This window comes from Sphingomonas benefaciens, assembly GCF_052907485.1.
Genome location: NZ_JBREIC010000006.1, coordinates 149,383 through 172,270 on the forward strand (window position 1 = coordinate 149,383; position 22,888 = coordinate 172,270).

General features: G+C 66.4%; 21 protein-coding genes and 2 pseudogenes. 14 read left to right on the top strand and 9 right to left on the bottom strand.

The features are described from left to right. Window positions 1-47 precede the first annotated feature (47 nt). Together ACU5AX_RS17760 and ACU5AX_RS17765 are read right to left on the bottom strand one after the other, a co-directional pair. The gene (locus tag ACU5AX_RS17760; protein WP_229664497.1) at window positions 48-1,817 is read right to left on the bottom strand and encodes a chloride channel protein; all 1,770 of its coding nucleotides are present in this window, start codon (window positions 1,815-1,817) and stop codon (window positions 48-50) included. Between the two features lie 16 nt (window positions 1,818-1,833). After that, window positions 1,834-2,115 carry a hypothetical protein gene (locus ACU5AX_RS17765; RefSeq protein WP_150426775.1) on the bottom strand — a complete coding sequence of 94 codons (282 nt, stop codon included), beginning with the start codon at window positions 2,113-2,115 and terminating at the stop codon, window positions 1,834-1,836. Between the two features lie 63 nt (window positions 2,116-2,178). On the opposite strand from ACU5AX_RS17765, the gene ACU5AX_RS17770 reads away from it, so the two are divergent. Continuing rightward, window positions 2,179-2,946, top strand: coding sequence for a serine hydrolase (locus ACU5AX_RS17770; protein ID WP_232474406.1), 768 nt, complete (start codon window positions 2,179-2,181; stop codon window positions 2,944-2,946). Window positions 2,947-3,009: 63 nt separating this feature from the next. Here ACU5AX_RS17770 and istB read toward each other — a convergent pair whose 3' ends face one another. Together istB and istA are read right to left on the bottom strand one after the other, a co-directional pair. Then, window positions 3,010-3,738, bottom strand: a complete 729-nt coding sequence (gene istB, locus ACU5AX_RS17775) for an IS21-like element helper ATPase IstB (RefSeq protein WP_093068513.1) — start codon at window positions 3,736-3,738, stop codon at window positions 3,010-3,012. Next, window positions 3,725-5,238 (bottom strand): annotated as a pseudogene (gene istA / locus ACU5AX_RS17780) (IS21 family transposase). The gene istB and the pseudogene istA overlap by 14 nt, the downstream one beginning before the upstream one ends. A gap of 51 nt (window positions 5,239-5,289) precedes the next feature. Between istA and ACU5AX_RS17785 the strand changes: the two are divergent. Both ACU5AX_RS17785 and ACU5AX_RS17790 read left to right on the top strand, forming a co-directional pair. Beyond that, complete coding sequence (locus ACU5AX_RS17785) at window positions 5,290-5,799, top strand: redoxin domain-containing protein (protein WP_198355585.1); 510 nt, start codon at window positions 5,290-5,292, stop codon at window positions 5,797-5,799. Then, complete coding sequence (locus ACU5AX_RS17790; RefSeq protein ID WP_198355586.1) at window positions 5,796-6,176, top strand: ArsR/SmtB family transcription factor; 381 nt, start codon at window positions 5,796-5,798, stop codon at window positions 6,174-6,176. Before ACU5AX_RS17785 ends, ACU5AX_RS17790 begins: the two co-directional genes overlap by 4 nt. A gap of 29 nt (window positions 6,177-6,205) precedes the next feature. On the opposite strand, the gene ACU5AX_RS17795 is transcribed toward ACU5AX_RS17790, so the two are convergent. Genes ACU5AX_RS17795 through ACU5AX_RS17805 form a run of 3 tightly spaced genes read right to left on the bottom strand, consistent with a single transcriptional unit; the run spans window position 6,206 to window position 8,520 of the window. Further along, a complete protein-coding gene (locus ACU5AX_RS17795) occupies window positions 6,206-6,952 on the bottom strand; it encodes a substrate-binding domain-containing protein (protein WP_198355587.1) in 747 nt (248 codons plus the stop codon). Then, on the bottom strand, window positions 6,949-7,941 hold the full coding sequence (locus ACU5AX_RS17800; protein ID WP_288338777.1) for a substrate-binding domain-containing protein: 993 nt from the start codon (window positions 7,939-7,941) through the stop codon (window positions 6,949-6,951). The genes ACU5AX_RS17795 and ACU5AX_RS17800 overlap by 4 nt, the downstream gene beginning before the upstream one ends. A gap of 21 nt (window positions 7,942-7,962) precedes the next feature. Continuing rightward, the gene (locus ACU5AX_RS17805) at window positions 7,963-8,520 is read right to left on the bottom strand and encodes a DsrE family protein (protein ID WP_198355589.1); all 558 of its coding nucleotides are present in this window, start codon (window positions 8,518-8,520) and stop codon (window positions 7,963-7,965) included. 156 nt (window positions 8,521-8,676) lie between these two features. Between ACU5AX_RS17805 and ACU5AX_RS17810 the strand changes: the two genes are divergently transcribed. The 6 genes and pseudogenes from ACU5AX_RS17810 to ACU5AX_RS17835 all read left to right on the top strand — a co-directional run bounded on the left by ACU5AX_RS17810 (window position 8,677) and on the right by ACU5AX_RS17835 (window position 16,406). Then, a complete protein-coding gene (locus ACU5AX_RS17810) occupies window positions 8,677-10,227 on the top strand; it encodes a cbb3-type cytochrome c oxidase subunit I (protein ID WP_198355590.1) in 1,551 nt (516 codons plus the stop codon). Next, window positions 10,224-10,844, top strand: coding sequence for a cbb3-type cytochrome c oxidase subunit II (locus ACU5AX_RS17815; RefSeq protein WP_198355591.1), 621 nt, complete (start codon window positions 10,224-10,226; stop codon window positions 10,842-10,844). Before ACU5AX_RS17810 ends, ACU5AX_RS17815 begins: the two co-directional genes overlap by 4 nt. Beyond that, a complete protein-coding gene (locus ACU5AX_RS17820) occupies window positions 10,841-12,043 on the top strand; it encodes a c-type cytochrome (RefSeq protein WP_198355592.1) in 1,203 nt (400 codons plus the stop codon). The genes ACU5AX_RS17815 and ACU5AX_RS17820 overlap by 4 nt, the downstream gene beginning before the upstream one ends. 458 nt (window positions 12,044-12,501) lie before the next feature. After that, window positions 12,502-12,855, top strand: a pseudogene (locus ACU5AX_RS17825) (c-type cytochrome); the annotation flags it as partial. After that, window positions 12,821-15,154, top strand: a complete 2,334-nt coding sequence (locus tag ACU5AX_RS17830) for a heavy metal translocating P-type ATPase (protein WP_446691945.1) — start codon at window positions 12,821-12,823, stop codon at window positions 15,152-15,154. The pseudogene ACU5AX_RS17825 and the gene ACU5AX_RS17830, both read left to right, overlap by 35 nt. Window positions 15,155-15,285: 131 nt before the next feature. Next, window positions 15,286-16,406, top strand: a protein-coding gene (locus ACU5AX_RS17835; protein WP_314375207.1) for an IS3 family transposase whose coding sequence is annotated in 2 segments (ribosomal slippage) — window positions 15,286-15,535 and window positions 15,535-16,406 — 1,122 coding nt in all. Because the reading frame shifts where the segments join, the coding sequence is not laid out codon by codon here. A 208-nt stretch (window positions 16,407-16,614) separates the two neighbouring features. Here ACU5AX_RS17835 and ACU5AX_RS17840 read toward each other — a convergent pair. Together ACU5AX_RS17840 and ACU5AX_RS17845 are read right to left on the bottom strand one after the other, a co-directional pair. Continuing rightward, window positions 16,615-17,778 (bottom strand): TDT family transporter, encoded by a 1,164-nt coding sequence (locus ACU5AX_RS17840; RefSeq protein ID WP_198355604.1) that lies wholly within the window; start codon window positions 17,776-17,778, stop codon window positions 16,615-16,617. Beyond that, window positions 17,775-18,647, bottom strand: a complete 873-nt coding sequence (locus ACU5AX_RS17845; protein WP_198355605.1) for a LysR substrate-binding domain-containing protein — start codon at window positions 18,645-18,647, stop codon at window positions 17,775-17,777. The genes ACU5AX_RS17840 and ACU5AX_RS17845 overlap by 4 nt, the downstream gene beginning before the upstream one ends. Before the next feature lie 212 nt (window positions 18,648-18,859). Between ACU5AX_RS17845 and ACU5AX_RS17850 the strand changes: the two genes are divergently transcribed. The 5 genes from ACU5AX_RS17850 to ACU5AX_RS17870 all read left to right on the top strand — a co-directional run bounded on the left by ACU5AX_RS17850 (window position 18,860) and on the right by ACU5AX_RS17870 (window position 22,873). Next, window positions 18,860-20,281, top strand: coding sequence for a cytochrome ubiquinol oxidase subunit I (locus tag ACU5AX_RS17850; RefSeq protein ID WP_198355606.1), 1,422 nt, complete (start codon window positions 18,860-18,862; stop codon window positions 20,279-20,281). Beyond that, window positions 20,278-21,303, top strand: coding sequence for a cytochrome d ubiquinol oxidase subunit II (gene cydB, locus ACU5AX_RS17855; protein WP_198355607.1), 1,026 nt, complete (start codon window positions 20,278-20,280; stop codon window positions 21,301-21,303). The genes ACU5AX_RS17850 and cydB overlap by 4 nt, the downstream gene beginning before the upstream one ends. Then, entirely contained in the window at window positions 21,303-21,419 is a 117-nt protein-coding gene (locus ACU5AX_RS17860; protein ID WP_173575250.1) for a DUF2474 family protein, read from the top strand. The genes cydB and ACU5AX_RS17860 overlap by 1 nt, the downstream gene beginning before the upstream one ends. A gap of 203 nt (window positions 21,420-21,622) precedes the next feature. After that, entirely contained in the window at window positions 21,623-22,558 is a 936-nt protein-coding gene (locus ACU5AX_RS17865; protein ID WP_198355608.1) for an MBL fold metallo-hydrolase, read from the top strand. An 18-nt stretch (window positions 22,559-22,576) separates the two neighbouring features. Next, window positions 22,577-22,873 (top strand): hypothetical protein, encoded by a 297-nt coding sequence (locus ACU5AX_RS17870; protein WP_061781379.1) that lies wholly within the window; start codon window positions 22,577-22,579, stop codon window positions 22,871-22,873. Window positions 22,874-22,888 lie beyond the last annotated feature (15 nt).

Here is a 22,888-nt window from a genome sequence, read left to right on the forward strand (position 1 = left end):
CTCTCCTTCTAACTGCGACGAGCAAATCAGCTCGTCGTGGTCAAATATCAATCCTCGCGAAACATCTCGCGCTGAGACTTGTCCAGTTCCTCGGCATAGCGTCGTCGGGCATAGGATTCCGATAGAATGCCGAGGACTTTGCCGTCACCGGCGACAATGGCCATTTCGTCGGCTCCTGCGGTATCGAACGCTGTCATGACCTCCTTGATGCCTTCGTCAGGCTCCAGAACCTGCTCCCTGTGGATCGCGAGCGTTCCGACCGCGTCTGTTGTCGACACACCCTCAGCAAAGGCGCTGGCCGTCTGTACGATCCCAGCGTAACGATCCTGATCGTCGATCACCACGACCCGGCTCGTCGATCCTAACGGGAAAAGCCGTCGAAACTCGGCGACAGTGATCCGGGCGGGCGTCGCCCGCTCTACCTTCCGCATCATCCGTCCGGCGGTCAGCGTGCGAACCCAACCGACGTCGCGGGCACTCTTGATGGTTTCTCCACGAAGATGGAGACGCCACGTCGAGAAGGAATAGCCGAACGTCTCGCGTACGATCGTCGACGATACCAGCCCAGCGGCGATGGTCGCGCCGGCGAGGGAGAAGTCGTGCGTCGCCTCCAACACCAGCATCGCCATCGTCATCGGGCCCCCGACGACCGCAACGGCCAGCGCCGCCATCCCCACCAGCGCTGCATTAGTAGGATCGACCAGCGGATGCCCTGCAAGCCAACCCAGTCCACCCGCGTAGAGCTGGCCCAGAAGACTGCCGAGGAAGAGCGATGCGAAAAAGAGTCCGCCTCGGAAACAGAAGGCCAGCGATACGATCGATGCCGCGCTTTTCAGAACGAGAATGGCTGCCAGGATCATCAGCGGCACGCCATACTCCAGATCGATGTGAAGGGCGCCGTGACCCGCCGACAGGACTTGGGGTGTTAGCCAGGCCAGCGGAACAAGCAGCACCCCTCCGATGATGGGTCGCAACGAGGCGCGGATCGGCAGGCGTCGGCTCAGCGCCTCGACATCGGCCACGGCGCGCATCAGCAGGATGCCGATCGCCGCGGCGATGGCGCCGAGGCCGGCGTAGATCAGGTAATGGTGGGTCTGAACCTGCTCGCCGACCGTCGCGTCGACGATGTAAGGCTGCGCACCGAAGCCCTGTGCCACGAGCACGCCGGATAGCGACGCTGCCGCAACGGGTGCGATCGCAGCGGGTGTGTAGGCACCGATGACGATCTCGAACGCGTAGAAGGCACCTGCCAGCGGTGCACCGAATGCCCCTGCAATGGCTGCACCGGCACCGGCCCCTACGAGGACGCGAAGGTCGGCGCGTCTCAGCCTGAACCATCCGCCCGCGATCGATGAGACAAGCCCCCCAAGCTGCGCATAGGCGGCTTCGAGGCCGACCGAGGCGCCGAAGCCGTTCGAGATGATCGTCTGGCCGGAGATAACAAGACTGTCGCTCCACGACATGCGACCGCCGTGCAGAGCATTGGCCTCCACCGCGTCGACCATCTTCCGGGCTCGCGCCTTCACGACCCACGAGAACAGCGCCAGGATGGCACCGCCGAGGGGCAGCGCGAGGAGCGCCAAGGCGGGGATCGCCGGCGTCGAGCTCAGGCGCTGTCCGCTTGGCAGCGCGAATAGCAGGTGCTGTATGGTCCGGGCGATCGCGCCTTGCACCACACTCAGCAGACCGGCAGCACCGCCGATTACAACGGCCAGAAGGATAAGGAACGCCTCGCTGGCACGCACTCTTCGGCGCAACCATGACGCCGCCATTCGCAGTGCTGTGACGTCCAGCCTCATGCCATCGTCATCACGCATGTCGCGCCGTGCGCCTTTAGTCGTCATCACGAAGGAGCACCGCGAACACAATCAGGGCGATGGCACCGCTGAGCGTCCAAAGCACAACCGAACCCGCCCATGTCTCTGTCCAGGCGGCAGCGGTCAAGCTGATCAGCAGGGTGATAATGAGTAGCGGCGCGAGGAGAGGAGAGCCGGGAAGACGCATGGTCCCCGTTAGCCCCAAGCTCTTGTCCGGACTATCCTTCTTGGTCGAATTGTCCTTCGGCAGCGCATCCGGAACAGTTTGTGCGGCAAGCCGAGCGCGATGCGCGGCCAAGGCTCCTTGCTTCCGTTCCGCTCCCTGAGGAGGCCATTAGAAGGCTCGGAAAGGGAAGCCTCATTGTCGTTTGATTCGCTGTACCGTCGTCTCTCTATCGTTGCTGGTCTGACCGTGGTTACCGGATGCGTTCCGGCCGGACGACAACCCCTGCCACCCGCATCCGTACCGATCACCGTCCAGACGACCACACCCGTCCGGATACCGCCGAAATTGGTGCAACCCCGGCCACAGCCATCTGCCGGCCTGCTCAATACCATCCAGGCGCTGGGAGCAGGCTTCAACGGCCAAGTGGGCATCAGCGTCCGCGACATCGACGAAGGTTGGGTTGCCGCATGGGAAGGCGACATCCCGCGCCCCCAACAGAGCGTCAGCAAATTATGGGTCGCGATCGGGGTCATGGATGCAGTTGATCGACAGCGATTGTCGCTGACCGATCCGGTGACAGTCACCCGCGCCGATCTGACCGTCTTCCACCAACCGATCCGGACGCTGGTCGGCAAGACCGGCTACAAGACCACCATCGCCGACTTGCTGCATGGTGCCATGGCGCGCAGCGACAACACCGCCAGCGACGTACTCTTGTGGCGCATCGGCGGTCCCGCCATCATCAATCGACTGCTTGGCGACAAGGGGATTGGCGGTGTCCGCTTCGGTCCCGGCGAGCGGCAATTGCAGGCCCGTACCGCTGGACTGGAGTGGCGACCCGAATGGGCCGGGGTGTCAATCGGCGTCCAAAAAGGACCCCCTATCGGCGTGCAAAAGGGACCCCCTTTGTCGAGCAGCGTGACGGGTATGATGGGCGCACTGTTCGCGCTGGTTGCGGCGTAGGGCGGGCGTAGCCCGACCGGAGGCGCAACCAGCGCGAAGCGTTCTTTGCCGGTGCCCCAGGCGTCAGCTTCGATGTTTGAAGCGCCAGCTGTCGTTGCCGGTTTCGACGATGTCGCAGTGGTGGGTAATACGGTCGAGCAGTGCGGTGGTCATCTTGGGGTCGCCAAAGACGGTCGGCCACTCGCCAAAGGCGAGGTTCGTGGTGACGATGACGGAGGTCTGCTCGTAGAGCTTGCTGACGAGGTGGAAGAGCAGTTGACCGCCCGAGCGTGCAAACGGCAGGTAGCCAAGCTCGTCGAGCACCACGAGGTCGAGGCGCGAGAGCTGGGCCGCCAGCGTGCCGGCCTTGCCAAGGCGCGTTTCCTCCTCGAGCCGGTTCACCAGGTCCACTGTGTTGAAGTAGCGTCCGCGGGCGCCGGCGCGTACCACATTGGCAGTGATGGCGGTGGCAAGATGCGTCTTGCCGGTACCCGTTCCACCGACCAGCACGACGTTGCGTCGGCCCGGAAGGAACGAGCCGCTGTACAGCGAGCGCACCAGTCCCTCGTTGATGGGAGTGTCGCCGAAGACGAAGGCGTCGAGGTCCTTCACCGCGGGTAACCTGGCGGCCGACATCCGGTAACGGACCGAGGCTGCATGGCGGTGCGTCGCCTCGGCACGCAGCAGGTCGGTCAGGACCTCCATGGTCGTGCGCTTGCGCTGGAGACCGGTAGTGACCGCCTCGTCGAAAGCGCCAGCCATGCCCTTCAGCCCCAACTCGGTCATGGCCGTCATCATCTCATGCCGCTGCATGGAGGCCTCGCAGGCTGTCATAGCGGTTGCAGTCGGCGCGGGGCGGATGGCGCAGCGCCAGATCTTCTGGCGTGACAATAGTCAGCGGTCGCGACGGTTCGCGCCGGCGGGCCAGGATGTTGACGATGACGTCGTCGCTGGCGACGCCGGCCAGCAATGCTTCGCGCACGGCCGCTTCCACCGCCTCCAGTCCGTCGTCGAGCACCGCGGCCAGCACCCGCACGAACCGCCGGTCGGCATCGTCACCGACGCCAAGCTTGCGCCGCAGTCGTGCCAGCGCAGGCGGCAGCTCCCAGCCCTGGAACGGCGCGCCGTTCCGCAGGGCGCCCGGCTTGGTCGCCAACACCGGCAGATAGTGCCACGGGTCGTAGATGGTCCGGTCCCGGCCGAAGAACCGGGGATGGTCGGCGACGACTTCCCCGTCGCAGCGCACGACGATGCGGTCGGCATAGGCGCGGACCTGAACGGCACGTCGCACCACCCTGGCAGAAACGGAGTAGCGGTTGCGGTCGAAGCTGATGAGGCATGTGCCGCTTACCGCATGCTCGCTCTCGTGGAAGCCGTCGAAGGGTGCGACAACAGGCTGGAGCACCGCCCGTTCGACTGCCCATGCCTGAGCGACCGTCAGTTCCTTCTGCTCGGGATGCTGGTGCAACTCGGCCCAGCGCCGACACTCGGCCTCCAGCCAGCCGTTCAACTCATCGAGGCCGGTAAATCGCAGGCGCGGCTGGAAGAAGCGACCGCGTGCGGTCTGCACCTGGTTCTCGACCTGACCTTTCTCCCAGCCCGACGCCGGCGAGCAGGCGGTTGGCTCGACCATGTAATGGTTGGCCATGACCAGGAAGCGACGGTTGAAGACCCGCTCCTTGCCGGTGAACACGCTCGTCACCGCCGTCTTCATGTTGTCGTAGATGCCGCGCGTCGGCACGCCTCCGAAGAAGGCAAACGCCCGCGCATGCGCGTCGAACAGCATCTCCTGTGTCTCGCGGGGATAGGCTCGCACATACATTGCCCGCGACGCGCACAGCCGGACATGCGCGACCTTCACTTGGCAATCGGCTTGCCCGAGATCTCGACGTCCTCGTGGCTCCAGTCGAACTGGTAAGCCTCGCCCGGCCGGAACAGCAGCGGGATGAACGCCGGCGCATTCATCACGTCGCGACGCCGCGCCTGCCGCCAGCGCGCCGCATAACGGCGAACCGCGTCGTACGAGCCGTCGAACCCCTCGCGTAGCAGCAGGTCGTGGATGCGCGTGAGGCGCAGCTTCTCGCGCCGCGGCCGTGCCTCATCTTCCTCCAGCAACGCATCCAGTCGCGCCTGAAACGGCCCCAGCTTCGGCAGCGGCTGCACCTCCCGCCGGTAACCCATGTCCGCTTCCGGCGCCCGGATCGCCTTGCGCACCACCTTGCGCGACAGGTGCAGGTCCCGCGCTATCGCCTTGATGGCCTTCCCCGACGCGTGCTCGCGCCGGATCCTCAACACCGTCTCCAATACCAGCATCCCGATCTCGCCGCCTGACACACCGCCAAGCGAGCAGCCTAGACCACCGGGATGAGGGGTCCCTTTTCGACGCCGATCACCCCGCTACCGGGGTCCCTTTTCCACGCCGATCCACACGCCAAGGCAGCGCCGGCGTTCGAGGCGATCGACTGTGCGTTGCTCGGTCTGTCGGTCGACAGCCTCTACAGCCACGTCGCCTGGATGCGCGCGATCCGCGAGCTGTCGGGTGTCGAGGTGCCGTTCCCCGTCGTGGAAGACCTGTCGATGGCGGTCGGGCGTGCCTACGGGATGCTCGACGCCGCGGCGACCGACTCCGCTGCGGTGCGCGCGACCTACTTTATCGATCCGGAGGGCGTGGTCCGCGCGACCAACTGGTATCCGATGAACGTCGGCCGGTCGGTCGACGAGATGCTGCGCACGGTGCAGGCGCTCCAGCGGGTGTCGAAAGGCGACGCGCTGACCCCTGCGGGCTGGCATCCCGGCGACGAGGTATTGTCGCCACCCGCCCTTCCGGTCGACGGCAAGGCGGACTGGTTTCACCGGCTGAGGCCCGACACATGAGCCTCGATCGTTCGCAGGCCGATGCGATGGTGGAGCGGCTACGCACGCTCGCCCAGCCCCAGCGCCTGATGATCCTCTCTGTCCTACTCGACGGTGAGCGGGCGGTGGGCGAGATTGAAGAGGCAACCGGCATCGGCCAGCCCGCGCTCAGCCAGCAGCTTGCCGAGCTGCGCCGGGCCGCGCTGGTCGTGACGCGTCGCGAGGCGCGCCAAATCCACTACCGCATTGCCGACGATGCCGCCGAGGAGCGGGTCCGTACCTTGTTCGCCGCGTTCAGCGCGGTGCACCCGATCCGTCATGTCCGTGATCGGATCGACCGTGGGAGTAGCAAAGTTGCGGGCCTCAGCGGAGCCGCGATGTTCGCGCGGATCGGCTGATCGCGCGCGTCCATCGAGACGACACGGCCTTACTGCCAGCCCCATTTGCGGAAGATCGCGGCTCCCTGCGGCCCGGCGACGAAACGGACGAATGCCTGCGCACCGGCCTTGCCCTGCCCGCGCGTCGTCAGCGCGACGCCTGCATCCCGGTAGACGAGCCGGTTCGCGTCCAGCGGCACCACGTCGGCGACACCGGGATTTGCCCTTGCCCAGATCGGGAAGGTCACCCACGCGTCGATGGTCGGGTCGGCCTTCCAGCCTTTCAGCGCCAACGCGGTGTTCTTGCCATAAAGCACGATGTTGCGTCGGAACGCCTTGACCGTCGCGATGTCGCCGTTGCGGCCCGCGATATCCTCCCACATGCCCTGCTGCCCGGCCCCGTCGACGACCGCGATCCTGATGCCAGGCTTCAACAGATCGGCGAAGCTACGAATGCGCTTGGGGTTGCCCGGACGGACCAGGATACCGGCCGGACGCAAATAGAGCGGCGTGACAGTATTGGGCAGCACGAGACCGTCGAAGGTCGACACGAAGTCGCTCATCATGACTTCGGAGCCGCTGTAGACGACGTCCCCATCCGCCTTCATCGCGTCGGACCATTGCGGGGTCGGGCCGGCGGTGACGATCACCTCGACGCCGTTGGCCTTGCCGAATGCGGCCGCCGCCTCCTTCATCGCCGGGGCGGGACCACCGGGGCCGTAGACGTGGATCGTCTCGGCCAACGCCGGCGTGCCTATGCCGAGCATCACCAGCGAAGCGAGCAGCGCCGCCTTCATTTCATTGCTCCGGTATAAGGCTTGAACCCGTAGCGTTCGAAGATCGCCAGCCCTTCGGGCGAGCGCACGAAGGCGAGCCAGCGCCGCGCCGCCTCGGGATGCGGTGCATTCTTCGCCACGGCGCCGGCGTAGATCGCGGTGGTGTTGTCGGCCGCAGGAATGTCGACGCCCTCAATGGGGTGTCCCGCCTGCTTCTGAAACTCGACCTCCGACTGCCAGGTCACCCCGGCCTGCGCCTTGCCCTGCATCAGCCAGAGCGGCGTCTGCCGGTGGTGGATGTGGGTGAGCTGGGTCGAGCCGTCCTTGACCTTGGTCTTATAGACGGCGTCGGCGAGCGACGCGCCTCCCGCTTTGGTCAGCGAAGCTTCGATCTGCCGGGCGATCCCCTCGAATTCGGGGTTGGGCATGGCGAGCTTGACGTCCGTCCGACCAAGATCGGCAAGGCCCTTGATGCCAGCCGGGTTACCCTTGGGGACCATGATGGCCAGCGTGTTGGTGGCGTAAGGAACGACCGGCCCCTGGAGCAGCCCCGCCTCGATCTGCTTTTCGACCGCCTTCTCGCCGGCCAGATAGACGTCGGGCTTCACCGTCCACGTCATGTTGCCGACGGTGACGGTGCCGCCCGCCTGCATCTGGCGGACCAGCAGCCCCGGCGGGATCGTCTCCCAATACAGCCGCCCGCGATACTCGGGATATTTCGCCTCGAACGCCGCAACCAGCGGCGCCATCGCGAAGAAGTAGTTGCCGCCGACATAGAGCGACAGCAGCGGGTTCTGCGGATTGCCGTGAAAGTCGGCGAGATTGTCGGCATCCGCGATCGTGAAGCCAAAGCCACGATCGACTGCGTCGTCGTTGCGCCCTTCCTGCCACGGCGGGTAGACGCCGAGATCGGTCACGCTCTCCACCCTCTTGTCCTGCGCCATCGCCGGAACGCCGGTCGCGACCGTCAGTGCCAGCGCGGCGATCGCCGCGCGCCATGTGCTTGCCATTGATTGTCTCCCTGCCGAAGGTCACAGTTGCATCAGGTCGTAGCCCTGATGCTCCAGCGTGGTGACGGTGGTGAGACCCGACAGCGCGAGCGTCACCCGCTTATCGACCCAATCGTACTGGAAGTCGTGTTCGGCTACCGCCTGCGCGCAGACGGCGACATCGACCCCCGCCTTGCGCAGCTCCGCGATCAGCGGCAGGTTGGGATTGGCAACGCCGAACTTGGCGCGATACTGCGCGTCGTCGAGCGCCAACGGCGTCGCCGGACCATAGGTGATCGCGACGAACTTCAGGTGATCGAGCGGCACACCGGCCGCCACATATAGGTTCACCGTCCGGGCAACGTGATCGAGCGAGGCGTTGACATCGCCGGGTGCCTTCGCGCCCTGCGTCACCGCGAAGACGATGCGGTAGGTCTGCTTGGGGTCGGGCTTGTAGGCCGCGTTCGCCAGATAATGGATCTTGCCGTAGCCCTGGATCGTCGGCGTCGTCCAGAACCCCTGTGGCATATCCGCTGCCATCGCCGAACCCGCGGACGCCAGCAGCGCCCCCGCCATCATCGCCTTCATCATCGTCCGCATCTAAGCCTCCTGTGCTCTCTTGTTCGCGAAGCTATGCTTCGCTTCGGTCGAATACCAACAGCTTCTGGCGACCGTTCCGATCGGCAATCATGATTGGACGCCGCGCTGGTTGCGCGGCTAGCGTTCAGTCACCCTCGAAAGGATCGCCCGACCCACGTGCTGACCATCGGCCTCTTTCTCACGATCAGCTTTCTCGTCTCGGTGGCGGGGCTGGCGGCGTTGATCTGGGCGATCTCGAGCGGCCAGTTCGCCTTCGGCCAGCGCCAGGCGCGCGTGATCTTCCACGAGGGCGAGGAAGGCGAACTCGACGATCCAACCGTATCGGGCGAGGCGATCGACCGAGAGCGGACGGCGATCGATGCGTCGACGGCGCGACCGGTCACCCTGCTGCTCGTCGCCGCGGTGCTGTGGCTGGTGTTGGGCTCGGTGTTCGGCCTGATTGCATCGCTGAAGCTGCACATGCCCGACTGGCTCGACGGCAGCGCGGCGCTGACCTTCGGGCGGGTGCGCACGCTGCACCTCACCCTCGTCATCTATGGCTGGCTGTCGCTGGCGGGCATCGCCACTGCGACCTGGATCACGCCGCGCCTGTTCCGGACGCCACTGCGATCGGCGGGGTTCATCACCTGGGGCGCGATGCTGTGGAACATCGGCCTCGTCGCCGGGCTGATTGCGATCGCGAGCGGATGGAACGACGGCGAGGAATGGCTGGAGATCCCGTGGCAGATCGACGGGCTGCTCGCGGTCGGCGGCGCGCTCACCGTCTACCCACTGCTGCGCACAGCCTTCTCGCGTGAGGTCGAGCACATCTACGTCTCGGGATGGTATTATCTCGCGGGCATGATGTGGTTCCCCGCACTCTTCATCATCGCCAACATCCCCTATGTCTTTGTCGGCGCCGAGCAGGCCACGGTAAACTGGTGGTTTGCGCATAACGTGCTGGGGCTGTGGCTGACCCCGCTCGGGCTCGGCGCGGCCTATTATTTCATCCCCAAGATCATCGGCAAGCCGGTCTATTCCTATGCGCTCTCGCTGCTCGGCTTCTGGGCGCTGGCACTGTTCTACAGCCAGGTCGGCATTCACCACCTGATCGGCGGCCCGGTGCCGACCTGGGTCGTGACGCTCTCGGTGGTGCAGAGCGTGATGATGTTCGTGCCCGTGCTCGCGGTCGCCATCAACCAGCACGTCGTCGTCGCGCGGAACCTGTGGGCGTTCCGCGCCTCGTTGCCGCTGCGCTTCGTGTCGCTCGGCGCGATCATGTACACGCTTGCCTCGTTCGAGGGATCGCTGGAGGCGCTGCGCTCGATCAACACCGTCACGCACTTCACCCAGTTCACGATCGGCCATGCCCATCTCGGCGCCTATGGCTTTGCCAGCTTCATCATGTTCGGCGGTGTCTACTACATGATGCCGCGGATCACCGGGCGACCATGGCCGTGGCCGGGGCTGATCGCGGCGCACTTCTGGTGCGTGGTCGTGGGCTTCGCGCTCTATTTCACGGCGCTGACGATCGGCGGCTGGCTCGAAGGCGAGGCGATGCTTGACGCCTCGCGCCCCTTCTCGGCGAGCGTGATCCTGCTGAAGCCGTTCCTCGAGGGCCGCTCGCTCGGCGGTGCGATCATGACGCTCGGCCACTTCCTGTTCGCGATCAACGTCGCCGCCATCCTCCTGCCCCGCTCGGCCTCGCGTGCGGCGGTCGCGGCATGAACCGCGCCGTCCCGCTCGTCATCCTGTCGATGGTCATCCTCGCCTTCGCGACGCTGATGCTGGTGGTCGGCCCCAAGCTGCAGATCGGCCGGGAGGTGCCCGCGGCCGGCCTGCAGCCATACACCGCCGAGCAGCTTCGCGGACGCGAGGTCTACGTATCGATGGGCTGCGTCTACTGCCACAGCCAGCAGCCGCGCACCCCCGACCAGGCGCCCGACGCCGAGCGCGGCTGGGGTCGCCCCTCGGTCGCCGCCGACTATGCGCACGACTATCCGCACCTGATGGGCACGATGCGGACCGGGCCCGACCTGTTCAACGTCGGCGCGCGTCTGCCGAGTGCCTCCTGGCAGCTGACTCACCTGTACCAACCTCGCGCCGTCTCGCCGTGGAGCATCATGCCGGCCTATCCTTTCCTCTTCGAGGTGAAGGATCGGGCGGCTCCCGGCGACGTCGTCGTCTGGCTGCCGCCCAAGGCGCGCATCGTGGGCAAGGTCGTCGTCGCCAAGCCGGCGGCGCGCGAGCTCGTCGCCTACCTCCTCTCGCTCGACCACACCTATCCCGCGCCGGCCAAGGCGATCCGCGACGACGGCTATGCCGTGGGGCAGGTGGGCAAGTGACCGCGCCGCCGCCCGAGGACGAGCGGTTCGAGCCCTACGAGCCCCGCCGCCGCATCCCGCTCCCGGTCTACTGGATCGCGATCGCCTTGGTGCTGTGGGGCGCGATGACGCTGTTGCAGGACAGCGCGGCGCATCGTCGCAGCGATACCGCCCGCATCGCGCAGGCCCGCCAGACGCTCGCGCAGCAGGACGCGCCGGGAGCGCTGCTGTTCGCCGAGCGCTGCTCGACCTGCCACCAGGGCGACGGCGGCGGCATCGCCGGCGCGGTCCCGCCGCTCTCGGGTTCGCCTGTCGTTGCAGCCGACCCGCACGCGATCGTCCAGATCCTGCTCCACGGCATCACCGGGCCGATCGCGATCGAGGGCAAGACCTATGACGGTCATATGCCCGCGTTCGCGAGCGTCCTCGACGACGCGCAACTCGCACGGCTCGCCAGCTATGTTCGCCGGACCTGGGGTTCTCGAGGACCGACGCTCGATGCCGCCTTCGTCGCCCGGGAACGCGCCGCCACCGCCAACAGGGCCGGGCCCTGGCAGGGCGGTGCCGACGTCGCTCAGATGGTGCCAGCAATGGGGGCGCAGCCGTCCAACCCCATCGCGCCTCCCGCGCCGGACCAGGCGTTGGCGATGAGAATCGCCTTCAACGGCGTCCGCGGTGGCTGGTCCTGCGCCTCGTGCCACGGCATGGCAGGCGAAGGGCGCGATGGTGTGCCGCGGCTGGCCGGGCTGCCGGCCGACTATATCGCGGCGCAGCTGACCAACTTCGCGAGCGGCGCGCGCGCGAACGACTCCATGTACACCGTGTCGCGGCAGCTCGCTCCGGCTGAGCGTGCGGCGCTCGCCCACTACTATGCCGGCCTTGCGACGCCCTCGAACGCCCGTCCTTCGCTCGGCGGCGATATCGGGCGCGGGGCAACGCTGGCTCTGCTCGGTGACGATCGCGCGCAAATCCCCTCCTGCTTCTCGTGTCACGGATCTTCCGGATTTGGCGTCGCCCCTTCGTTCCCGGCGATCGCCGCACAGCATCCGGGCTATGCGGCCGGACGGGTCGCAGCGATCGCGGCGCTCGGCAAGAACGCCAACCTGATGACCCCGATCGCCAAACGGTTGAACGACGCCGACCGGCGGGCCGTCGCCGATTATCTGGCGACGCTTCCGCCGACGCCGGCCGGAGTTGCCACAGCGAGGAAGGAGAGATGATGGACGAGTCCCGCGATCCCGCCAGCAGCGAGCCGCCGCGTGATCATGATCGTGCGCGGACCACTCGCCGCGGCCTCTACGCCCTTGGTGGCGGCGTAACGCTGTTCGTCTTCGCGGTGCTCATCCGCGACGAGTTCCACCATGCGCCCACGCCCGATGCCGCCGTATCGGCGCCGGGCACGCCGGTCAGCTTCACGCCACCACCGATGAGCAAGATCCCCGGCGGTCCTGAAGGCGACGCGATCCGCCACGGGCTCGCGATCTTCGAGAATACCGGTACGCAGGCATCGCAGTTCGTCGGCAACGGCCTTGCCTGTCGCAATTGCCACCTCGACGGCGGGCGCAAGGCCAACTCGGCACCGATGTGGGCGGCGTGGGTCAGCTACCCCCAGTACCGGTCCAAGAACGGGAAGATCAACACCATGGAAGACCGGCTGAAGGGCTGCTTCAGCTATTCGATGAACGCGCAGGACAGTCCGAGCGGCGGACCGCCCAAGCCCGGCGATCCGGTCTATGCCGATCTCCAGACCTATTTCCATTGGCTCGCGAAGGGTGCGCCCACCGACACCAAGCTGAAGGGCGCGGGTTTCGTAAAGCTCAAGCTGACCGCGCTCGGCTACGATCGCAGCCGTGGCCAGGCGGTTTATGCCCAGCATTGCGCGGCCTGCCACGGTGCCGATGGACAGGGCCGCACCGACCTCAACGGCCGGGTCGTCTTCCCGGCGCTGTGGGGGCCGAAAAGTTACAACTGGGGCGCCGGCATGGCGGTGGTCAATAATGCCGCCGGTTTCATCAAGGCGAATATGCCGCTCGGCGCGGGCAATTCGCTCAGCGACCAGCAGTCGTGGGACGCCGCCGCCTGGATCGATAGCCAGGAACGGCCCAAGGATCCGCGCCAGAAAGGCACCGTCGAGGAGAACGCCAAGGCGTTCCATGCCAAGGAAAAGACCTTCTACGGCAAGATGGTCGACGGCCACCTGCTGGGAACCGGCACCGCCCCGCCCACGCGAATCGCCTCGCGCTGACGCGCGGATGGAGCAGCGCCAGCTCTTCGCCGTTGATGGCCTGTTCTGTGCCGGATGCGCGCGCGGGCTGGAAAAGCGCCTTGCGGCTCTCGACGGCGTCGTCGCCGCCGGCGTCCACTTCGTCACCGCGTCCGCGTTGGTCCGCTGGGACCCGGCGCGCTGCGATCCGCAGGCGATCGGCCGCCGCGTCGGCGAGGCGGGCTACCGGCTGATCGAGCGGCAGAGTCTGGCCGACACTGCGGCGCGGTTCGATCGCGAGGTGCAGAGGCTGGCGCTGCGGCTCGCGGTCGCGATCGTCTTCGGCATGTGGTCGATGGGGGCGGCGCTCATTCTCTACGTCCAACCGGACATCGCATCCCCTGTCGCCTGGTGGATCGCGCTCGCCTCCGGGCTGTTCGCCCTGCCCGTGCTCGCCTATTCGGGCGCGGCGATCTTTCGCATGGCGTGGCGCTCGATCCGGCTGCGTGCGCCAGGTCTCGACCTGCTGATCGCGACCGGCGCGAGCGGCGCGGTGGTGCTCTCGACCGCTTCGCTCGTTCGCGGGGAAGCGCAGGTCTATTTCGACACCGCGACGATGCTGGTGACGCTGCTCCTTCTGGGTCGTCTGATTGAGACACGGGTCCGCCGCACTGCGATCCAAGCCTTGTCGGCGGTGGACGATCTGGCAGCGAACCAGGCGGTCGCACTGGCGGATGGTGGATCGGTGGAGCTGCGGCAGCTTGCGATCGGCGCATCGATCATGATCGATGCCGGAGCAGTGATCCCCGGCGATGGCGTCGTCGTCGAGGGCGAAAGCCTTATCGATCGCTCGATCATGACCGGGGAGGCCATGGCGAGCGCCATTGGCCCGGATGACCGGGTGCAGGCGGGAACGACGAACCTGCGGCGCAGACTGATGGTGCGGGTCGACCGTGCTTATGGCGACCGCGACATCGACCGCATGGGCGGCCGGATCGCGCTCGAGATCGCCGGCCGCGGCGAACCGCGTCGCGCGCTCGATCGATGGATCGCGCGATTGCTTGCCGCCGCACCGGCCTGGTCGGCCCTCGCCTTCCTGATCGCTTTCGCTCTTGGAGCCTCGCTGGTCGAAGCGATGACGCGTGCGCTCGCGACGCTGATCGTCATCTGCCCCTGCGCGCTGGCGATCGCCGCACCGCTCGCGCATGTTCGAGCCGCAGGCGTTGCGGCACGACGCGGGATCCGGATCGCCGACCCCGCCGCGCTCGAGGCGCTCGCCGGCATGCGGACGGCGATCTTTGACAAGACCGGAACGCTGACCCTCGCTCGGCTTCGGGTTGATCTGGTCGAGCCGATCGCACCGTTCGCCAGGGAAGAGCTGCTCGAGGCCGCCGCGGCCGCCGAGCGCGGGATCGATCACCCGATCGCGCGCGCCCTGGCGAACGGTGCGGACGGACCCGCAGGCAACCGCTTCGACCGAAGCGCAGGTGGAGTAGATCTGCGTGGTCGGGATGTGGCTGTGAGTTCGGCCAATGACGCGTGCGATGATGGCCGGACCTGGCTCGACGTGATGATCGATGGCCAGCGCGCAGGTAGGATCGGCTTGGCCGACACGCTCGACCAGGAAGCGCCCGCGACCATCGCAGAGCTGCATGCGGCCGGGATCGAGGTGAGGCTGGCGACGGGAGACGGCGTGGACGCGGCGCTGTCGGTGGCGGGCCGCGTCGGCGTGCCGCAGACGATGGTCGCGGCAGGTTGCACACCGCTCGATAAGGCAAAGCTGGTCGCTGCGGTGTTGCATCCAGTGATCGTGATCGGCGACGGCGTCAACGACGCGCCCGCGCTGGCAGCGGCCGATTGCGGCATCACCGTCGCGCGCGCGCATGCCGCCGCGGCCGCAACGGCCGGGCTGGTGCTTGAAGTTGGCGGGATCGGGACCGTGCTGCCTGCGTGGCGACTAGCGAGGCGAACGCAGCACGTGATTACGCAAAATTTCGTACTCGCAACAGGCTATAACATCGTGGCGGTGCCGCTCGCGGTTTTGGGCCTGATGACCCCTCTTGTCGCAGCGGCTGCGATGGTCGCGAGCTCATGCCTAGTGACGATGAACGCGATGCGCCTGAACTGACGAGGCAACTAAGATTTTGGTTCAGCTTCTGCCTAAATTCGTGCGCAAAGCGCCGCTCCGTCGTACTCGCCTTGACCTGCTCCCCGAAAATCATGCCATTGGTAAGTTAGCTCGTCATATGGAGACGAGCGATGCGGCGAGGCCGTTTTACCGAGGATCAGATCATAGGCGTGCTGCGTGAGCACGAGGCCGGCGTGAAGACCGCCGAGCTGTGCCGGAAGCACGGCATCAGCGATGCGACGTTCTACAACTGGAAGTCGAAGTACGGCGGCATGACCGTGTCGGAGGCGGCGCGGTTGCGGACGCTGGAGGACGAGAACCGGCGGCTGAAGAAGCTGCTGGCGGAATCGATGCTTGACGTGTCGGCGCTGAAGGATCTGCTGGGAAAAAACTGACCCGGTCTGTGGATCGCTACGCTGCGGTGGAGAAGCTGATGGCCGACCACGGCTTCTCCGAGCGTCGCGCCTGCAGGCTGGTCGGGGTCAACCGGTCGGCGTGGCGATATGAGCCGCTTCGCGGGAAGGACGAAGCTGTCCGCGAGCGGATGCGCGAGATCGCGAACGAGCGTCGCCGGTTCGGCTATCGCCGACTGGCGATCCTGCTTCGGCGTGAGGGCAAGGGCATGAACCTGAAGAAGGTATACCGGCTGTATCGCGAGGAGCGGCTGACGGTGCGCAAGCGCGGCGGCCGAAAACGAGCTCTGGGCACGCGGGCGCCGATGGCGATCCCGCAGGAACTCAACCAGCGCTGGAGCCTCGACTTCGTGTCGGATGCATTGGCCTGCGGCCGGCGGTTCCGCCTGCTCAACGTCATCGACGATTACAGCCGGGAATGCCTGGCATGCATCGTCGATACCTCGCTGTCGGGACGACGTGTCGTCCGCGAGCTCACCGCCATCGCCGAGCGTCGCGGGCTGCCGTGCATGGTGGTCAGCGACAACGGCACCGAGTTGACCAGTCATGCTGTCCTCGCGTGGTGCCAGGACACCGGGGTCGAGTGGCATTACATCGCGCCGGGCAAGCCGCAGCAGAACGGCTTCGTGGAATCGTTCAATGGTCGCTTACGCGACGAGTGCCTGAACGAGCACCTGTTCCCATCGCTTGCTGCGGCGAGACGGATCATCGAGGCATGGCGGACGGACTACAACACCGTGCGTCCGCACAGCAGCCTTGGCGGCATGGCACCCGCCGAGTTTACCAACCGCCCCCGCCACGGGCATCGGGACAACGAAGCTAACTTATCAGCGGCCTGAAAACGGGGAGCAGGTCAGCCTTCGAAAAAAGTCATTCTTCCGCAGAGCTTGTCGTCGGTGTTGGTCAAGTCGGGGGGTGATCAGGGGCATTCGAGATCGGTACAGGAAAGCCGCTCGGCATCTACGCAATGGTCAACTGCAGCGGGGCTAAGACGGCTTCCATATCGAGGGTCGTCACATATCGTTCCGATCCCTTCAAGCGAGCGGTTCAGCGCGGGGTGGCGATACAGGGCGAGACGAATAGCCGGCCAGCCCAGGCCCCCGACAGCGTCTTGGCGCCCACCAGCAGCCACATCGCCGCGAGCGCCACCGTCAGCACCGTCCCGGTCACGCCGAAGAAGACGAGGTGCAGCGTCGTGCCGAGCCGGAAGGTCGCGACCGTGTAGACGCCGAGCGGGAAAGTATAGCCCCACCAGCCGAGGTTGAACGGCACGCCCGCCCGCCAGTAGCGGATCGTGATCAGCGTCGCGAGCAGCAGCCACCACAGGCCGAAGCCCCACAACAGCAGCCCCGCCACAGTGCCAAGGCCCTGCGCCAGGGCGCCGACCAGCCCCAGACCGTTTGCCGCCAGGATCGCGGGCGCATCGCCGCCCAGCACCAGCATGCCGAGCGCACCGGTCCCGATGGGTCCTAACGCCAGCCAAGAGGAAGCCGCCATGCTCTCGTGCGGCAGCTTGTGCAGCGCCATGCGCAGGATCAGGATGGCGAGGATGCCGAACGCCACCGGCACTGAATAGGCCCACAGCACGTAGGAGGTGGCGAGCACCACCATCTGCATGTGTGCGCCCACCAGGTGCGGCGCGAGCAGCCCGCCACTGGCGCCGGCGACCTCGGCCGCGACCACCGGCAGTAGCCACACTGCGGTCATACCATCCAAGTTGTGCTCGTGGCGCGTGAACATGAGGTAGGGGATCAGCACGCCGCAGGCGAGCGACATCGCCACGTCCAACCACCACAGGACCTGCGCCACGCCTACGATCCCGGGTCCGAAGCGGGCGATGCCGAAGGCGAGGCAGCCGTTGATGATCGTCGCCAGCCCCATCGGGATCGTGCCGATGAACATGGACACGGTGTTGTGGCCAAAGATGCGCTTGGCCTCATGCCCGAACAGAAGCCAGCGCGCGCCGTAAAGGCCGCTGAAAAGCATGAAGAGGCCGATGTTGAACAGCCACAGTGCCTCCCCGATCGGCTTCACCGCCGGGCCGATGCCCGGCATCTGCGGCAGGGCGAGCGCCAGGATGCCAGTGCCCATGGTCGCGGCGAACCAGTTGGGGGTGAACTGGCGGATCATCTCCCGCGGGTGTTCGAGCTGCACCAAAGGGCGCCAACCGCGGCTCACTTCTTGGAGGTTTCCGGTGTCGTCGGGCGTCATCTCGCCTGCTCCTTGATGAGGTCGGTCAACGCGTCGGCTGCCCGGGTGCGGTAGCGTTCCTTGTGGCGAAGCGCGTGGAACGGACGGTCGGGTAGGACGAACGGCAGCTCGGCGAGCGTGCCGGCCGCGAGTGCGGGCGCCACGACGAGGCGCGAGAGCGCCGCCACCCCTGCCCCGGCCTCTACCGCGGTCCGCACCGCCTCGTTCGAGGGCAAGGTCATCGTCACATCGAGACTTGCTGGATCGACGCCACGGCCACGTAGCACCTCCTCGAAGCTGGAGCGCGTGCCCGAGCCCTGCTCGCGTACGATCCAGCGTGCGGCACGGAGCCACGCCTCGTCGACTTGGGCCACGTCCGCTCGGCTAACCAAGACCATCGGATCCTGCCCCACGATCCAGTCGGCCAAGGCGGGCTCGTCGATTACGCCTTCCACGAAACCTAATTCGGCGGCCCCATCCAGCACCTGGGCAGCGGCGCCTTCCGTGTTGTCGATCGCGAGCTCGACCGCGATCTGCGGATGGCGTTCATGGAAAGCCGCCAGGATCGGTGGCAGCCAGTAGCTGGCGATGGTCTGGCTGGCGACCAACCTCAGCGTGCCGCGCGCCAGCCCCGCATAGTCGGCCAGCATCGTCTCGGCATGCGCGGCGCGGCCGAGCACGGAGCGTGCCTCGTCCAGGAAGCCGCGGCCTGCCTCAGTCAGCTGGATGCCACGGCCCACGCGATGGAACAGCGGGACGCCGTAGCGCCCCTCCAGCGCGGCGATCGCCCCAGAGGCAGCCGACTGCGTCACGTTGAGCGCCTCCGCGGCCCGCGTCATGTGCTCGCGTTCCGCCACGCCGACAAAGATCCGAAGCTGCTCAAGCGTCATTGTGTTGCCTCCTGTACCCACGAGATAGGCTTTGAGGATCGATCACACCAACCGTTTGTGGCGCTTGTTCCAATCACATGATCGTATCGATCTGCTGGCGACGAGAGGCGGCAGCCCAATCCGTTCCGTCAGCCGATCAAAATGATCTCAGCCGACGCAGTGATTTGCCGCCGCCTGCAACCTATCTGGAAGTCAGGAGGACACATCGTCCCATGCTCCAATCGCTCGACCCCGTCGTGCTCGCCCGTGCGCAGTTTGCGTTCACGGTGTCGTTCCATTTCATCTTCCCGGCCTTCTCGATCGGACTGGCGAGCTATTTGCTCGTACTGGAAAGCCTGTGGCTGCGCACGGGCAAGCAGCTCTATCTCGACCTGTTCCGCTATTGGGTGAAGATCTTCGCGGTGGCGTTCGGGATGGGCGTCGTGTCGGGCATCGTCATGTCCTACCAGTTTGGCACCAACTGGTCGGTGTTCTCGGCCAAGGCCGGGCCGGTGATCGGACCGATCATGGCCTATGAGGTCCTGACCGCCTTCTTCCTCGAAGCCGGCTTCCTCGGCGTCATGCTGTTCGGAATGAAGAAGGTCGGCCCGCGCCTTCATCTGCTCGCAACGGCGATGGTTGCACTCGGCACGCTGATCTCGGCCACTTGGATTGTCGATGCCAACAGCTGGATGCACACCCCTGCCGGGTTCGCAATCAATGCGCAGGGCCAGTTCGTGCCGGCCGGCTCATGGTGGCCGATCATTTTCAACCCGAGCTTCCCCTACCGCGTCGTCCACACCGTCATCGGCGCCTATCTCACCACCTCGCTGGTGGTGGGCGCGGTCGGAGCTTGGCACCTGCTGCGCGACGCCGGTGACGCGCACGCGCGCAAGATGTTCTCGATGGCGATGTGGATGGCGGCGCTGGTGGCACCGGTCCAGATCTTCGCGGGCGACACCCAGGGGCTCAACACCCTCCAGTATGAGCCGGCGAAGATCGCGGCGATGGAAGGGCATTTCGACAGCCATCCGCATGGCGCGCCGCTCGTTCTGTTCGGCATCCCCGATCCCGCACGCCACCGCATGGATCATGCCATCGAGGTGCCCAAGCTGTCTTCGCTCATCCTCAAGCACGACCTGAACGCGCCGCTGGCGGGGCTCGACGCCTTCCCCGCGAACCGCGTGCCGCCGGTCTCGATCCTGTTCTGGTCGTTCCGCCTCATGGTCGGGCTCGGCTTCGCAATGCTCGGCCTCGGCCTGTGGAGCCTGTGGGCGCGCTGGCGGGGGACACTGTTCGAGAACCGCTGGTTGCAGCGCGCCGCGATCCTGATGGGGCCTTCGGGCTTCGTCGCGGTGCTGGCAGGCTGGGTGACGACCGAGGTCGGCCGGCAGCCCTGGACGGTCTACGGCCATCTCCTCACCGCCCAGTCGCACTCCCCGCTCGCCGCGCCGGCCGTCGCCGCCTCACTCACCGCCTTCGTGCTGGTCTACTTCGCCGCCTTCGGCGCAGGCACCTGGTATATCCTGCGCCTGATGGCGCGCTCGCCCGACGCGGGCGAGCCAGAGCCCGCTCACATGCCGGTGCGCGCCGCGGGGATCACACCGGCGCCTGGCGTCGATGCCGACGGGCCGAAGGTGGAAGTGCACGCATGAGTTACGACCTCGACCTCTCGACCGCCTGGGCTTGCGTCATCGCCTTCGCGATCTTCGCCTACGTGGTGATGGACGGGTTTGATCTCGGCATCGGCATCCTGTTTCCAACTCTCAAGGTCGGCCCGGAGCGGGATGCGGCGATGAACAGCATCGCGCCCGTTTGGGATGGCAACGAGACCTGGCTGGTGCTGGGTGGTGGTGGGCTCCTGGCAGCGTTCCCGCTGGCCTATTCGATCATCCTGCCCGCGACCTACCCGCTCATTATCGCCATGCTGCTCGGGCTGGTGTTCCGCGGCGTGGCGTTCGAGTTCCGCTGGCGGCACGCGCCGCATCGCCCGCTCTGGGACGCGGCGTTCACCATCGGCTCGGTCGTTGCGACGCTAGCGCAGGGCATCGCGCTCGGCGCCATTCTTCAGGGTATCTCGGTGCGGAGCGATGCTGCTGCGGGCGGTTGGACCTATGCCGGTGGCTGGCTCGACTGGCTATCACCGTTTTCGCTGCTCACCGGCGCGTCGCTGCTCGTCGGCTATGCGCTGCTCGGCGCATGCTGGCTGGTGTGGAAAACGGAAGCGTCGGGTCAGGCACATGCCCGGCGCATGGCGTTCTGGTTGGCGATCGCCATGCTGGTCGCGCTCGCTGCAGTGAGCGCCGCCACGCCCTTCCTCAGCTATGCCTACTGGCGGCGCTGGTTCGCGGTCCCCGGCGTGTTTGTGACGGCGCAGGTGCCGCTGCTTGTACTCGTCACCGCCGTGCTGTTCTTCCGCTCGCTGGCACGTGGCGGCGAGCGCCTGCCATTCCTGCTCGCGCTCGGGCTGTTCCTGCTCGGGTTCGTCGGGCTCGGGGTCAGCATGTATCCTTACATCGTGCCGCAGAGCCTGACGATCTGGCAGGCCGCCGCGCCCGCGCAGAGCCAAGTGTTCATGCTCGTCGGCGCCGCCGTCATCATTCCCACGATTTTGGCCTATACTGGCTGGGCCTATTGGGTGTTCCGCGGCAAGGTTGCCGCCGAGGGGTATCACTGATGCAGGCGCCGCTCTGGCAGCGTCTCGCGTGGCTGGGCGCGATCTGGCTGGCGAGCGTCGCCGCACTCGGCTTGGTGGCCGGACTGCTACGGTGGTGGCTGATGGGTTCAGCCTAAACGGTGGCCAAGCGCTCCAAGCGCTCCAATCGATCCCAATACGAGATCAAAACTATCGGACCAAACGGTTGGATTGATTTGATAGGCCGAGGCATCTCCTTGTCATGGTTTCAACCCTCTCAGCCGTGACCGCGCAACTCTCCGTATCCGGTGTGAAAACCCGGCTCGGCGATGCCAATCCCGGAGCATCAAGGATCCCTCTGATGAAAAAGCTCTTGCGTAGCCTGCCCATGGCTGCCGCCTTTGCCATGGCATCGCCGTCGATGGCGCAGGAGGTCCCGCAATGCGGCACAAGCGGTGTTGCGCTGCAACTGCTCGGCTCGGGCGGGCCGATCTCCGACGATGCGCGCGCTTCGTCCGGGGCGATCATCTGGATCAACGGCAAGGCGCGCATCCTGATCGATGCCGGCGGCGGTACCTATCTGCGCTACGGCCAGTCGGGCGCGCGGCTGGAGGACCTCGACTTCATCGGCATCTCGCATTTCCACACGGATCACAGCGCCGATCTGCCCGCGATCCTGAAGGGCGGCTATTTCCTTGCGAACAGCCATGCGGTGAGGCTGGTCGGCCCGACGGGCAACGCCAATTTCCCCAGCATGACCGGCTTCTTCCAGCGCGAGTTCGGTAAGGGTCATGGCTCGTTCGCCTATCTGTCGGGCCTGTCCTCGGCCAGCGAGGGATTGAAGCTCGACGTCCATGCATTTGACGTCAATGTCGCCAAGCCGGTGCCGACGCTGGTATGGCGGGGTGATGGCGTGACCATCACTGCCCTGGGCATTCCCCACGGCGACGTCCCCGCGCTGGCCTTTCGCATCGCCACGCCCAAGGGGGTGATCGTGCTGTCCGCCGACCAGAACGGCAGCCGGCGCGAGTTCCTCGATTTCGCGCGCGGTGCCGACATCCTGATGATGCCGGCGGCGATCGACGACGATGCCGATGCCGCCTCGCGCTTCCTGCACGCCCCGCCGACCGTGGTGGGCAAGATCGCCGCGGCAACGCACCCCAGGATGCTGGTGCTGGACCACTTCATGGGCCGGTCGCTGCGCGACAAGGATCACAACATCCAGATCATCCGCGGCTTCTACCACGGCCCGGTCGCCGCGGGACGCGACCTGTCCTGTTTTCCCTTGTCCCGCTGACCCCAAGGAGTTGTTGTCATGAAGCGTGAACTGATCCTCGGCATCGCCGTCACATCGCTGGCAGCCAGCGCGGCGCAGGCGGCAGAAGCCGCACCCGCCGCGACCACCACCGCCAGCCCGGCGGCGCACGGCGGCGGCAAATGCGCCAGCGGCAAGTGCGGCACGGAAAAGATCTATGCCCAGACCAAGCTGAAGCAGGATCCCAGCGGCCAGCTGGTCCGCGCCCGCGACGGCCAGTGCGGCCTGAGCGGCAAGGGATACAAGGTCGCCCAGACCAGCCAGGACCGGCTGGCCGAGGGCGTATGCGGCCGCTGAGTGCCACCGCCCGCG